11 protein-coding genes and 1 tRNA gene are annotated in these 14438 nt (G+C 40.9%); 5 read left to right on the forward strand and 7 right to left on the reverse strand.

The window, feature by feature from the left end; genetic code table 11:
* Positions 1 to 133 precede the first annotated feature (133 nt).
* Entirely contained in the window at positions 134 to 1351 is a 1218-nt protein-coding gene (locus H5158_RS21175) for an HD-GYP domain-containing protein (RefSeq protein WP_182740837.1), read from the forward strand.
* Here H5158_RS21175 and H5158_RS23495 read toward each other — a convergent pair.
* Positions 1311 to 1652: a hypothetical protein gene (locus H5158_RS23495; RefSeq protein WP_259399182.1), complete on the reverse strand. Its 342-nt coding sequence runs from the start codon at positions 1650 to 1652 to the stop codon at positions 1311 to 1313. The two genes, H5158_RS21175 and H5158_RS23495, sit on opposite strands and share 41 nt — an antisense overlap.
* Before the next feature lie 287 nt (positions 1653 to 1939).
* Here H5158_RS23495 and H5158_RS21180 point away from each other — a divergent pair, with 287 nt between their 5' ends.
* Positions 1940 to 3202 (forward strand): outer membrane protein transport protein, encoded by a 1263-nt coding sequence (locus H5158_RS21180; RefSeq protein ID WP_182740838.1) that lies wholly within the window; start codon positions 1940 to 1942, stop codon positions 3200 to 3202.
* A 96-nt stretch (positions 3203 to 3298) separates the two neighbouring features.
* On the opposite strand, the gene H5158_RS21185 is transcribed toward H5158_RS21180, so the two are convergent.
* From H5158_RS21185 to pepA, 3 genes are all read right to left on the reverse strand, one after another.
* Positions 3299 to 6154, reverse strand: coding sequence for a valine--tRNA ligase (locus tag H5158_RS21185; protein ID WP_182719464.1), 2856 nt, complete (start codon positions 6152 to 6154; stop codon positions 3299 to 3301).
* 60 nt (positions 6155 to 6214) lie between these two features.
* The gene (locus H5158_RS21190; RefSeq protein ID WP_145234983.1) at positions 6215 to 6661 is read right to left on the reverse strand and encodes a DNA polymerase III subunit chi; all 447 of its coding nucleotides are present in this window, start codon (positions 6659 to 6661) and stop codon (positions 6215 to 6217) included.
* A gap of 174 nt (positions 6662 to 6835) precedes the next feature.
* Positions 6836 to 8347, reverse strand: a complete 1512-nt coding sequence (pepA, locus tag H5158_RS21195; protein ID WP_145234985.1) for a leucyl aminopeptidase — start codon at positions 8345 to 8347, stop codon at positions 6836 to 6838.
* Between the two features lie 264 nt (positions 8348 to 8611).
* Between pepA and lptF the strand changes: the two genes are divergently transcribed.
* Both lptF and lptG read left to right on the forward strand, forming a co-directional pair.
* A complete protein-coding gene (gene lptF / locus H5158_RS21200) occupies positions 8612 to 9724 on the forward strand; it encodes an LPS export ABC transporter permease LptF (protein WP_149981256.1) in 1113 nt (370 codons plus the stop codon).
* Positions 9721 to 10788, forward strand: coding sequence for an LPS export ABC transporter permease LptG (lptG, locus tag H5158_RS21205; RefSeq protein WP_182719465.1), 1068 nt, complete (start codon positions 9721 to 9723; stop codon positions 10786 to 10788). Before lptF ends, lptG begins: the two co-directional genes overlap by 4 nt.
* A gap of 32 nt (positions 10789 to 10820) precedes the next feature.
* Here lptG and H5158_RS21210 read toward each other — a convergent pair whose 3' ends face one another.
* Positions 10821 to 11315: an RDD family protein gene (locus H5158_RS21210; RefSeq protein WP_182740839.1), complete on the reverse strand. Its 495-nt coding sequence runs from the start codon at positions 11313 to 11315 to the stop codon at positions 10821 to 10823.
* Between the two features lie 261 nt (positions 11316 to 11576).
* Here H5158_RS21210 and H5158_RS21215 point away from each other — a divergent pair.
* A tRNA-Leu gene (locus tag H5158_RS21215) sits at positions 11577 to 11661 on the forward strand.
* Positions 11662 to 11794: 133 nt separating this feature from the next.
* Here the strand turns inward: H5158_RS21215 and H5158_RS21220 are convergent.
* Complete coding sequence (locus tag H5158_RS21220; protein WP_182740840.1) at positions 11795 to 13699, reverse strand: hypothetical protein; 1905 nt, start codon at positions 13697 to 13699, stop codon at positions 11795 to 11797.
* Positions 13700 to 14129: 430 nt separating this feature from the next.
* The coding region (locus tag H5158_RS21225; protein ID WP_182740841.1) for a DUF1842 domain-containing protein at positions 14130 to 14438 on the reverse strand (309 nt) is incomplete at its 5' end.

Consider the following 14438-nt stretch of genomic DNA (forward strand, 5'->3'; position numbering starts at 1 on the left):
CGCCAACTCGCCAACTTACCAATTCATCATTTCCTAGTGCTTATTTCGTATTCGTTACTTTTGTTATAGACATTTGTAGTGGATCGTTGATAATCAGTAATTATTATTTTTTGAAATGAATTAATCACTTTATATGCTTATTACCCTTCCAATTTCTGAACTCGTACCAGGAATGTTTGTTGACAGTGTTAGCAAGCAGTTTGAGGGGGTTGATAGTATAAAAATCAAAACTCGCGGCCTAGTTCGCGATAAATCGATCATTAAGCGCTTGGTATCCGAAGGAGTTCAAGAGCTGCTGATAGATTTTACGCAAAGTGATGTGAGTGTTCCTGCCAAATATCAGCTCAAACCTGAAGTCGCTGCTGCAACGGCCAATAACCCTAATAAATTAAAGATAAAAAAGGTTATTTCAGTTGAGCAAGAGTTTGCTAAAGCGAGTGTGAGCTATGAGCAACATAATCGTAATTTACAAAGTTTATATGGCGACGTTACCTCAGGCTTAAAGATGAATATCGTACTGCTTGATGGTATAGCTAAAGATATTGTGGCATCGGTATTTCGTAATCATAATGCAATGACTATTTTAACCCGCATTAAAGATAAGCATATGTACAACTGGCGACATATGACTAACTGCGCTATTTTTGTCACTGTATTTGCCAAGTACTTAGGTTACAAAGAAAGTGTTGTGCAAGAGCTTGCCATGGGTGCCTTGCTGCACGATTTGGGACAAGCTAAATTACCCCAAGGGATTTTTTCTAAACCTGAGAAAGTAAATAAGCTTGAGATGCAAGCGATTAAAAAGCATGTAGCGCAAAGTTTAGGATTGGTAAAAGGCGAAAAAGGCATTACCCCATTAATGCTTGATATGATAGTTAATCACCATGAGCGCTTAGATGGCAGTGGTTATCCTCGAGGTCTTCTGGGTGAAAAACTTAGTCGACCAGCACGAATTATGGCGATAGTTGATGTGTATGACGCGATGACAGCGGACAGGCCCCATCAATTAGGTGATGAACCGGTCAACGCACTGCGCTATTTATTAGCTAATAAACACATGTTTGATGGTGAGTTAGTACAGCGGTTTATTAAGTGTTTAGGTGTGCATCCGGTCGGTACGATTGTTAAATTAACTAATGAACGGTTGGCATTAGTAACCGAAGGTAATCATCAGAACCCCATTCAACCTAAAGTTAAAGTTTTCTATAATGCTAAGCATAGTCATCATATTACGGCAAAAGATGTTGATTTAACTTCACCAGATCATGACTTAAAGATTTTAGCGAGTATCAAACCATTAGATTATCAGCTTAATTTGGCTCGTTTGTTAAAAGAGCATCTGTTGGTTTAAGCGGTTTTTTAGTTATTGCTTTGTCACAGTGTTTTTTAGTTGATTGCTTAGCCGATAATAGCGCACCACTGAAGCAACTCACCATTAATAGTAGCCACAATAAAGTCCCATTTTCTGAATGTAACGCACTACAGCAGCATACTAGTGCGACTAAAGCACAGACAATGGCACCTAACCAATAATGGTTAACAGGGTTATCGCATTCGCCAGCTCTGGTGCAGGCACAAAAATTAGCTTTGCAAAAGCAATATACACTTATCCCACAAAAAGCCAACGCAGCAATAATTAATCCTATTTCCACCGCTTCATCTCCTTTGCTAGTCTTGTTTGGCAGTCTAATAGTGCTGATCAAGCAAGTCAATCTAAATGATAATTAATTGCAAGTGAGTTTTATTGTAACTTATCCGATGAGTTTTAAAAAACTGTTACTTTGCTGTTAAAAAATGGTTTTTATGGTGTTTTTTAACGCTTTGTTACAGTTTTTTATTTAAAAGTAAGGTACTGTGCTAAGGTTTTGAAGTAACTTACTCCTAATAATTAGAGACAACACATGGGAACCCAAACATTTAGTTTGGTTAAGGAAACACAATGAAATTTACAAAAACTTTAATTGCAGCATCACTTGCTGTTATGTCTGCAGATACGTTTGCAGCGGCTTTCCAGCTTGCAGAGCAAAATGCCTCTGGCTTAGGGCGTGCATATGCTGGTGAAGCAGCTGTGGCTGATGATGCCTCTGTAGTTGCGCGTAACCCAGCTCTTATGTCTGTATTTAAAGAGCAGCAGCTAAGTATTGCAGGTATTGCTGTCATTCCAGATGTCAGCCTTCGTGGCACTGAAGCTAGTAATCAATCAGTTAACCCTGGTCAACTAAACGACAGCAGTATTGCGCCAGCCGCTTTTGTTCCTGCAGGTTATTTTGTAATGCCTATCGATGACAAGTTTGCTGTTGGTTTTGGTGCGTTTTCAAATTTTGGTTTATCAACTGAATTTGAAGCAGATTACCCTGCAGGCCAGCTTGCTGGTGAAACAGAGATTGTTACTGTAAATATGAACGTAAGTGGTTCATACAAAATCAATGATCAATTTAGTGTTGGCCTTGGCTTAAACTATGTTTATGCAGATGCGAAAATCATTCGTAATTTTGGTGCCAATCCATTAGGTTTACCAGCACAAACTCAAGCAGTACATTTAGAAGGCGATGATACAGGCTTTGGTTGGAACTTAGGAGCTAGCTATCAGATTGATGAAAATAGTCGCTTTGGTTTTAACTATCGTAGCGAGACAGATATCACATTTGATGGCGAGTTTTCTAACCAATTACCTGCACAAATCGGTGGCCTAGCTGGCGTAAGTGTACCTGGAAGTGTTGAAATCACTCTCCCTGCGATTGCTGAGTTTTCTGGTACACACCAGTTAGATGAAAAAACAGGCTTACACTACAGTGTATTATGGACTGGTTGGGATAGTTTCCAAAAGCTAGAAGCTTATGTTCCAGGCAAAGATACACCTGTATTCTCTAAAGATGAGCACTTCTCAAACTCAATGCGTTACTCAATCGGTGGCGATTATCAGTTTAACGATGCTGTACTATTACGTGCTGGTATTGCTTATGATGAATCACCAGCCGATCAAAAACACCTGTCAATTTCTATCCCTGATACTGACCGTTTTTGGTACTCGTTTGGTGTTAACTACACCATGAGCGAACAAGCAAACCTAGATATTGGTATGAGTATTCTCCGTGGTAAAACACAAAACTTTACTGAATCTGATGGCTTAGGTCAGCAGTGGGGCTTTGAATCAAAAGGCCATGCATACTTATTTGGTGCGCAGTATAACTACACGTTTTAATTTGTAGGCGCGGGTTTATCCCGCGCAAATAAAAAGCCGCGTTATTTATTAACGCGGCTTTTTTTTGTCTAGCTGTGCGGGGTTCCCCGCATCTAGTTACAAGCTTTCGATCTTGGCTTTTTGCTCAAGTAGTTTTGCTTTCGCATCTGAGAACTCTGCAAGCTTCTCATTTTCTTTAGCAAGGACTGCTTCAGGTGCATTGTTAACAAACTTTTCGTTTGCTAGTTTATTTTGCACTTGAGCTAGGCCTTTTTCGGCTTTTTCAAGCTGCTTAGCAATACGTGCAAGTTCGGCGTCAACATCGATTAGACCTGCCATTGGGATCATGATCTCAAGGTTACCAACATAAGATGTTGCACATGCAGGTGCGTCATCTTTGTTATCAAGCAGCGTAAATTCTTCAATTTTAGCAAGTGATGCTAAGAAAGATTTATTTTCTTCAATACGACGTACATCATCCGCAGATGCATTTGCTAGTAATACTGATAACGGCTTGCTTGGGCTAATATCCATTTCACCACGAATGTTACGAATAGCTAAAATGAATTGCTTAACCCACTCTAAATCATCCATTGCTTTTGCATCAACGTTAGCTTCATTGTAAACAGGGAAGGCTTGTACCATGATACTAGTGTTCGCTGTTTCAAGACCTGCCAGTGGCGCAACACGTTGCCAAATCGTTTCGGTAATGTATGGCATCATTGGGTGCATTAAGCGCAGTAGGCTTTCAAGCACAGTGATCAGTGTATGACGCGTACCACGTTGTTGTGCTTCATTGCCTTTGAATAATACAGGCTTAGTCAGCTCTAAGTACCAATCGCAAAATTGGTTCCAAGTGAACTCATAAAGCGTATTTGCTGCAAGGTCAAAACGGTAGTTATCTAAGTGCTCAGTATAGGTTTTAACAGTTGCTTCAAATTGGCCTAAGATCCAACGATCAGCAAGTGAGTACTCTTTAACTGCATCATTTGTAAAGCCACAATCTTGCTCTTCGGTGTTCATTAGTACATAACGGCTGGCGTTCCATAACTTATTACAGAAGTTGCGGTAACCTTCAAGGCGGTTCATATCCCAGTTGATGTCACGACCAGTCGATGCCATTGCCGCTAAAGTAAAGCGCAGTGCATCTGTACCGTGGGCTTCAATGCCGTTATCAAAGGTTTTACGAGTATCTTTTTCGATTTTCTTAGCGACTTTTTCTTGCATCAGGTTACTGGTGCGTTTTGTTACTAAGCTTTCAAGGTCGATACCGTCAATCATATCGATTGGATCAAGTACGTTACCTTTAGATTTTGACATTTTATCGCCATTTTCATCGCGAATAAGACCCGTAACGTAAACCGTTTTAAAGGGCACTTGTGGCTTGCCGTTATCATCTTTGATGAAATGCATGGTCATCATGATCATGCGCGCTACCCAGAAGAAGATAATATCAAAACCAGTTACCAATACGTCAGACGGGTGGAAAGTTTTCAAATCATCTGTGTTCGCAGGCCAGCCTTGGGTTGAAAAAGTCCAAAGTGCTGATGAGAACCAGGTATCGAGTACATCTTCGTCTTGGCTAAGTGTTACGCTATCAGCAATGTTGTTTTCACGACGTACTTCTGCTTCATCACGGCCAACAAAAACGTTGCCTTCGCTGTCGTACCAAGCAGGAATGCGGTGACCCCACCATAACTGGCGCGAAATACACCAATCTTGTACGTCGTTCATCCACGAGAAATACATGTTCTCGTATTGCTTAGGTACAAATTGAATATCGCCATTTTTTACTGCGTCTTTTGCAGGCTCAGCCAGTGGTGCAACACGTACATACCATTGGTCAGTAAGTAGCGGTTCAATAACCACACCAGAGCGGTCGCCGTAAGGTACGGTTAGAGCGTGATCTTCAATCTTTTCAAGTAGGCCTAACTGTTCAAATTCAGCCACAATTGCTTTACGTGCATCGAAGCGGTCAAGACCATGCAGGCGCTCAGGAATTGGTGCATCAAACTCAAGCTCTTTACCATCAAAGGTGTAGGTTTCGCCTTGGCTTAGAATTGCGGCATCTTTATCGAAGATATTGATCAACGGCATTTGATGACGTTTACCAACTTCGTTATCGTTAAAGTCGTGTGCTGGCGTGATTTTTACACAACCAGTGCCTTTGTCTTTATCGGCATGTTCATCAGCAACAATTTTAATTCGACGATTAACAATCGGCAGTAAAATCTCTTTACCGATCAAGTCTTGATAGCGTTCGTCATCTGGGTTTACTGCAACACCTGAGTCACCAAGCATGGTCTCTGGGCGAGTCGTTGCCACTACAATGTAGTTTTTACCGCCTTGGGTTGTAACACCATCAGCCAATGGGTAACGTAGGTGCCACATGTGGCCTTGTTTGTCTTTGTTTTCAACTTCAAGATCAGAGATAGCCGTGTGTAGCTTTGGATCCCAGTTTACTAGGCGCTTACCACGATAAATTAAATCTTCTTTGTGTAAGCGTACAAACACTTCTTTAACGGCTTCTGATAAGCCGTCATCCATTGTGAAACGTTCACGATCCCAGTCAACCGATGCGCCAAGGCGACGAAGTTGTTTTGTGATAGTCCCGCCAGATTGTTCTTTCCACTGCCAAATTTTGTCGATGAAAGCTTCACGGCCTAAGTCGTGGCGTGTTTTACCTTCTTCAGCAGAGAGTTTACGTTCAACCAGCATTTGCGTAGCAATACCTGCGTGGTCAGTACCTACTTGCCATAATGTGTTATTACCTTGCATACGTTTAAAACGCGTTAAGGTATCCATAATGGTGTCTTGGAAAGCGTGGCCCATGTGTAAGCTACCAGTGACATTGGGTGGCGGGATCATAATTGAATATGCATCGCCTTTACCTGATGGTTTGAAGTAGCCTTTTTGTTCCCAGTCTTGGTATAACGACTGTTCAATATCTTGCGGATTGTAGGTTTTATCCATTACACAGAACCTTAAATAAGTACTTAAATGAGTTAGTTAGCTATTTATACAAAAGGTATGTTAGCTATTAATATCTTGCGTGGTGATATTAGCACCGAGTTGGCGTAGCTTTTTAAAGCGCTCACGGGCAGCTTGTTTAGCAGTGGCTTCAACGGGCACAAAATCAAAAACTTGGTTAAACCGACGAATAAAGTCCGGCAATTGTGCAGCCAAGTTAATTAAAACTTTACGATTACCGACTGGCGGGGTAGTACCTATTTCAACGGGCGCACCACCTTTTGGACCTTCACCTTGGAGATTGTGAGGCACAAAACTGTCGGGGTCGAATGACCAAATAGTTTCATCAATGGCATGGGCAATTTCAAGATCATCAACGTAAATAAAGATACGATGACCAAGACGATACTGTTCAGCAGCAATATCAGCCGCTAAGCTAAAGTGATCATCAGCCTTGGCTAATGACTCATCTTGTTGCTTTAGAACGAAAAACTGGGCGTTCATGCTCATTGTATCGGGGCTTCCCACAGTATTGAAAATAATACTTAAATCAAAGCAGGGATTTTGCCATATAACGCGTTTTGCTTCAATTAATACGCTAATTTATACGTTAATAAGTGGGGAATAAATAAGGCGCTAAAAAGCGCCTTATTTAAATTTACAATGTATTGTTAAACGCGGGGTTTAATCTTGGCTGGTTTCGCTTACACCGGCACGGTTGAGTAAATATTGCGTAAGCATTGGCACCGGTCGACCTGTTGCGCCTTTGTTTTTACCACTGCGCCAAGCAGTGCCTGCGATATCTAAATGGGCCCAGTTATACTTTTTAGTAAACTTAGATAAGAAGCATGCTGCTGTTATCGTTCCCGCAGAGCGGCCGCCTAAGTTAGTAAAATCAGCAAATGGACTTTCTAGTTGATCTTGATAATCATCCCACAGTGGTAACTGCCACGCACGGTCGCCACTTTGCTCAGATGCTTTTAACAAGTCATGTGCCAGTGGGTTGTGGTTAGATAATAACCCCGTTGCATGAGCGCCAAGGGCAACAATACAAGCGCCAGTTAAAGTAGCAACATCAATCACGGTTTCAGGTTCAAAGCGCTCAACATAAGTGAGTGCATCACATAATACTAAGCGGCCTTCAGCGTCGGTATTTAGTACTTCAACTGTTTGCCCTGACATAGTGGTCAAAATATCACCCGGACGATAAGCATTCGAGCTTGGCATGTTTTCACAACCTGCGAGTACACCAATTACGTTAATCGGTAATTGCATTTGCACCAAAGCACGCATTGCGCCAATAACACCGGCTGCACCGCCCATATCGTATTTCATTTCATCCATGGCTTCGCCTGGTTTGAGTGAAATACCACCTGAGTCAAAGGTTAAACCTTTACCAACTAGCACTATTGGGGCTTGATCTTTCGCGCCGCCTTGGTAGTTAATTACCGACATAATAGATTCGTTATCACTACCACGACCAACTGCTAAGTATGAATTCATACCTAACTCTGCCATTTTATCTTCGCCAATTATATCAACCGTAACGTTGTCAAAGTTAGCTGCAAGTTCTTGCGCTTGTTCACCTAAATATGCAGGATTACAGATGTTTGGCGGCATGTTCGCTACGTCTTTACATAACTTACTACCTGCAGCAATCGCTAGACCATGTTCAATGGCGCTTTCACCAATGGTAAGTTCGCGGCGAGTTGGTACGTTAAACACAATTTTACGCAGCGGGCGACGCGGGTCACTTTTTTTGCTTTTTAATTGGTTAAATGTGTACAAGCAGTCTTGGGTGGTTTCGACCGCTTGGCGGACTTTCCAGTAGGTGTCGCGACTTTTAACATGTTGCTCAGTTAAAAAGCATACCGCTTCCATCGACCCAGTTTCATTTAAGGTATTGATAGTTTTTGAAATAATTTGTTTGTATTGTTTGTCGTCTAGCTCGCGCTCTTTACCACAGCCGACCAATAGTATGCGTTCACTTAACACATTGGGTACATGATGCAATAACAGCACTTGTCCCGGCTTGCCTTCAAGGTCGCCGCGACGCAATAAATTAGAGATATAACCATCACTGATTTTATCGAGTTGTTCACCAATGGGGGATAAACGACGTGGCTCATAAACGCCAACTACAATACATGCGCTACGTTGCTTTTCAGGACTACCACTTTTTACGCTAAATTCCATTGTCACTCCTAATTTTGAGTCATTTAACCCTTAAATAAGGGTAATAAAATAAAAATCCAGATACTAGCTTAATATTAGCTTATAAACGCTGACTCATTATGTGTATTTGAACTTTATACTTTTGTAGCCATCAATACCACTAATGCGACAATATATCGAGTTGCTAGGTATGATATTTAATGTTGATGACATATAATAAAACCCTAAGTTTACTCAAATTTTCTTACTCTTGAAGTAAAACATCATGTTTAACAGGGGCGATCATTGCTAATTTTCCGTTATTTGACCACTGAAGTTTTAAAGTCTCAGGTCGCCGTATTTTTAACTTTGATGACAATTTTTTTGTCGCAAAAGTTTGTTGTTATTCTTGGCGATGCCTCTGAAGGCGGCATTCCTGCTAAGTTAGTGCTGTCAATGATTGCACTAAAGTTACCGCAATTGGCATCATTAATATTACCGCTAAGTATCTTTTTAGGGATTATTCTCGCCTATAGTCGCATTTATGCCGACAGTGAAATGACCGTTCTCAAAGCCTGTGGTGTTAGTGAATGGTACGTAGTGCGTGTAACCTTAGTTTCTAGTGTGGTATTGGCGCTATTGGCAGGAGTACTGACTTTATATATAGCCCCATGGGCGAGTGAGCAAGAATATCAATTGAAAGAACAAGCCAAAGCGGATGCCGGGTTATCAGCGCTGCGGGCTGGGCGCTTTCAACAAACAGGTAACGAAAAAGCGGTGGTGTTTATTCATAACATCGAAAAAGGCGGCAAAGAACTACACAAAGTATTTGTAGCGCAACTACCAGACAGCGAAAAAGATAATCTCGCACGGTTAGTATATGCGCAGCGGGGTGTAGTGATCGAGCAAGAAAGCGGTGAGCAGCAATTGGTGCTCAGTGACGGTAAGCGTTACGAAACCGACGGCAAAACCCCTGCGCTAAATTTAACCGAATTTGATGGCTATAGCGTACAAATTCGTGAGCAAGAAATAGAACATCAACGCCGTAAACTTGAAGCTGTGCCGACCATAGATCTGTTTGCGATGAAAACGACAGATGCGATTGCTCAGTGGCAGTGGCGTCTTGCTATACCGCTTTCTATTCCACTACTTACTTTATTAGCAGTACCGCTGAGTGTCGTTAATCCGCGCCAAGGTAAGTTTGCCAAATTAGTGCCTGCCATCAGCTTGTATTTAGGTTATTTCATCTTATTGAATGCTGCAAAGTTTGCGATTGAGGATGGTAAAATTCCGCCTTCAATTGGCCTGTGGTGGATCCATTTAAGTGCTTTATTTATTGGCGGCTTTTTGATTATCAAAGGGCGACCGCTCGGCGCATGGTTAAAAGCAGTATTAACTAAGCGGGAGTTAGGCGCATGATGAAAACACTTGATTGGTATTTAGGCCGCAGTGTTTTACAAACCACCGGTTTTGCTTTGATGGTCTTAGTTGGGATCAGTACCCTGATTAAATTTATTGAGCAGCTTAAATCAGTCGGTCGCGGTAGCTACGATATTGGAACTGCTTTGCTATATACCTTATATAGCATGCCTGATGATCTTGTGGTGTTCTTCCCAATGGCCGCTTTAATTGGTGGCTTAACTGGGCTTGGGGCACTTGCATCAAATAGTGAACTGGTGGTAATGCAAGCCGCCGGTATGTCGCGTTTGCAAATTATTCTTTCAGTAATGAAAACCGCAATATTTATGGCGCTTTGTATGATGGCATTAGGCGAGTGGGGCGCACCAGCGACACAACTTAAAGCGAAAGAAATGCGTAATCAAGCAATACATGGTGGTGATGTATTTAACGCTCAGCAAGGTGTATGGGCCAAAGATGGCAATAACTTTATTAATATAGAAGATGTTGACCAAAACGGCGTATTACATGGCGTGAACATGTATCATTTTGATAGTTCACTACAGCTTACACAAATTACCAAAGCCCGCGAAGCGGTAGGCCGTAAAGACGGTTGGTTACTTCGAGATGTAAATAAAGTGCAACTCAGTGAAGAGTTGATCAGCACACAGCAGCAAAAAGAAGAGTTTTACGAATCACAACTTACAGCTGAAAAGCTGGGTGTCGTATCGGTAAAACCAGAGTCTCTGTCATTTACAGGGTTGTGGTCATATTTAGGTTATTTGAAACAAAATGAGCAAGATACTAGCACCTACGAGCTTGCTTTATGGCGTAAGATTATGCAGCCAGTATCGATAGCGGTGATGTTATTAGTGGCACTGTCGTTTATATTTGGCCCACTGCGTACCGTGACGATGGGCGCGCGGATTGTAATGGGCGTAGTAACCGGTATTGCATTTCACCTAACCAATGAAATATTTGGTCCTGTGGTGATGGTGTATCAAATCCCTGCGATAATCGGGGCGACTTTACCAAGCATAATATTTATAGGTTTTGCGACTTACTTGCTTAATAAGCGAAATTGATAACGGGGAGCTAGCAGCCTAGCTCCTTATTGCTAATCTAAAGAACGATAAATTCGTTTGTTTTCTTCTTTTGTTAGCGCAACAACCTCGGTTTTAGACAGGTAATCTTGCAGCGCTCGTTTGTTTTTAAAATCAACTAATACCACTAAATTACCTAAGCCAAGTAATGCGGTTACGCTGCGAATAACGGCTTGTGGCCAACTAATTAGCTTACCATCGCGAGTTTGTACTTTTAAACGCCATGCGCGCATACCAATCGTTTGGCCACTCTTAGTCCAAAAATAGACAAAAAATATAATATTTACACCAACGAATAATGCACTGCGAATACCGTACAGCAATGGAGAGTCCTGAATTAAGGCGGCCGGATCTTCTGTCTGCGCAATTAGATCTAAGCCAATTAACCCCTGAATGGCTGCAAAGTAAAGTATAGCAGTAAGCATAGATAGCGAAATCACAACTAAAGAGTCGTAAATTAAAGAGGCAAAGCGACGCCAAAAGCTCGCACGCGGAAATTCAGCAGACATAAACAAACTCACAAAGTTAATATGCGCGCTAGTTTAGCAAATAGCGAGACAAATACTAGCCGCACAGTTAGTAGCTTTTATGAGTGAATGTTAATGGTTGCTCAATTGTTAAGCGGTTGATCGTGGTTTTGTAAAAAACGCTTGCTGCTCCTCTTATTGTTTGTATAATGCATGGCATAGAGACAAAGACAGCTTGATAAGTCCTAGCTCTAAAGTGGTTTTTCTTTATCTTCTCATGTTAGAAGGTTAAAGAAAAATGATGCCAGCGTGATGAAATTGGTATACATGGGGGATTCAAAATCCCCTGCCGCAAGGCGTGCCGGTTCAAGTCCGGCCGCTGGTACCACTTTTAATAACCCTGACCACATTGGTCGGGGTTTTTTTATGCCTGAAATAAAGTGGTCAGTTGTTAGTTTATAGCCATATGATGTGGCAAACGATTAATACCGTATAATCTGCATTAATCGTTTGATTTTTAGTTAATTACTTCTGTATATACAGACGCTATCGCATAGTTTTAAGAATTGAATACTTTGTGTTACTGATTGGGCTATTTTTCCATCTGAGTATTTGTCTTGGTTGCTATGAGACCTTAAAAACCAATAGCCGGCTTTTTCCTTTTTGAAAAGTTTGTAGTTGATCACATCAACTTCTTCAGAATTATCGATACAACTGCTTATTGTTTCATCTTGACTACAAGGAGTTACGAAGCTCATGCTATTGTCTTCTTCAAACTGCCAACGGCCATTAGGGCCAAAAATACCACCGCTATAAACAATGGCTGTACCGTTATCGTGAGGCTCTATAACGGCATGTTTGTTGTTATTTAACAAGTTTAAATCGTTAACATAGAAGGTTTTCATATAATCTTCTTGAGTCGCATTATAGGTAGTATCTGCTTGGGCTAGATTAGCGTAAGAGTAGCTTGATTGTTTTTTGCTGGAGTAAAAATCGTCTACAGTAGCAATGCGATTATCGTAGAGTTTTACATAGCGTACATTTCTAGTTTCAATACCTATGGTGAATTCTAAAGTCCCCCCCAAGTTGTTTAAAGTAACCTCATAAGTGAACTGTTCACCAGTAAGAGCGTTTTTCACTGAGTAATGTCCTGAAGTTTCTGAATCAACCGTGATAGGTGCATTGATTATTTTAAAGGAACTTCCATCAGCTAATTGCACACTTGAATACAATGGAGATAAGCCGAATAACACATCACCCGCTGAAAATTCAGGAACTGGCGCCTCTGCAACACCTCTAAATACTTTATAGGTTTTGCGATCAACAAGCTCTTTTTCAAGCTCAGGCCAATTAGCCGTATCTTGAGATGTTTGAGGGATAAAATGATAGGTGACTTCAAAAACAGCAAAATCATCTAAGCTTGCAATGAGTTCGGCTTGTTTTAATTGAACAGAAAAACTGATTTGTTGATATGAGCCATCAGTATTTTGAAACGTTTTTGTATAGTCTTGCCCAAATATACTATTACCTTTCTCTTCAGGCTCAATAAATTGATATATACCGTCAGTTAGAATTACATTCTCGTGAAATCCAGCCAACTGAGTGTAACCTTCTGCTTTAATCGCTACATTGGCAAAGAAAGTATATTTGACGCCTTCTTCATTACCTAGTTGGCTTAGTCTAAGTGTTTGCTCTTGGCGTTGATCGCTATAAGTATCAAAACTAAGCGCTTTTTTCTCGCCTTTAATCAGGGTAAGCCAAGTGAATTCGGTTTCACTTATGTACTTTTTAGCTAGGATAGAATTAGCTTTCTTAGCTAAAATCTCGAGAGGTATAAACTTTGAACGCATGCAATTTGCAATGCATTCAAACTCTTGAGTATGCAGTTCAACATCATCTGGGTTATTCCAGTTAAACATAAAGTTGTCACTGTCAATTTTTGCAAAACCTGTTTGGTCAGCTGAAAAATGAAATAGTGAGCTAGAGTCAGCTGTAGTCCACGTGCCGATTAATTCTTTATCTGCAAGTGTAATTGCTTCGCCAGGAAAGTTAACGGCATCATAGTGAACGTCAATACTTAGGTTAAACTGGTTCGACTCTTTACCATCACTAATTGATAGGTCAATTTGATGTTCAGCTATGTCAAAAAGAGTAGGCGAAGCACTGAGCGTTAGTGTATTTTCACTTAGTTCATAGCTTAGCCAATCAGGTTTGTTTATTACAGAGACAGTTACTGTGTCGTTGTCTTTATCGCTTACAGTAAGTGCATGTTCTAAACTAGATCCCGCAGCGAGTTCAAAACTGAACTCACCCGCTATAGTAGGTTTGTTATTTGCTGCTTTTTGTTGTTCTTCAGAGCTACTTCCCCCACCACAGGCAGAAAGTAGTAAGGTTAAAAGGCAGACAGCTGTTGTTTTTAGTTTCATCACTAATTTTCCTTAATATTTTATGCGATTATATCAGATGGTTAACTTGAATGGACCAAACGTAGGTAAAGTTAAGAAGGAAATGCTTTAAGTCATTAAGCGCTTTGTTGAAGATTCTTCTATTGAAGTTTTGCTACTAAAGCTAGTTATATGAATGCCTAGTTAAATGAATACAAAGGCTTAAACAAATGATAAAAAAGTTAGGCAATCCTAATTAAATCATAGCAAAGCAAGTCGACACTGTTTTTCAACGTTTTTATAAACGTGAAGCGGACCAAATTGGTCGGTTTTTTATGCCTGAAATAAAGTGCTAAGCCATAAGCTTTGGCGAGAGCTTGAAGAAGGGTAGTAATGACGCTGCTTGGTGAATTATTAAATGACATTCAACTGGATTGAATGCCATTTAATAGAAAAACTATTTTTAATCAGCTTAGTCGATTAGACTCACTTTACATTGGTAAGTATTCTCACCCACAGAAAAGCTGCCTTTGCCATTCCATTGATTATCAACGCCAAAGCTTGCCGTAAATGGTGACTGGTAACTACCTATTGCAGGTGGTGGAAAAGACACCACGGCTTGACCAGTTAGCGCACCAACTTTAGTTACATCATTATAGCCCGTTGCATGCATATGGCCCGATGCGCTAGCGGTGAAATGAGGTGAATGCAGCGTTCCTTCTTGGATGCTGCCATTCGCTCGACCATTTAATGAACCTGTTTTTGGATCTACAGCAAACTG

The organism is Pseudoalteromonas sp. SR45-6 (genome assembly GCF_014163545.1).
Classification (GTDB): Bacteria; Pseudomonadota; Gammaproteobacteria; order Enterobacterales; family Alteromonadaceae; genus Pseudoalteromonas; species Pseudoalteromonas rhizosphaerae.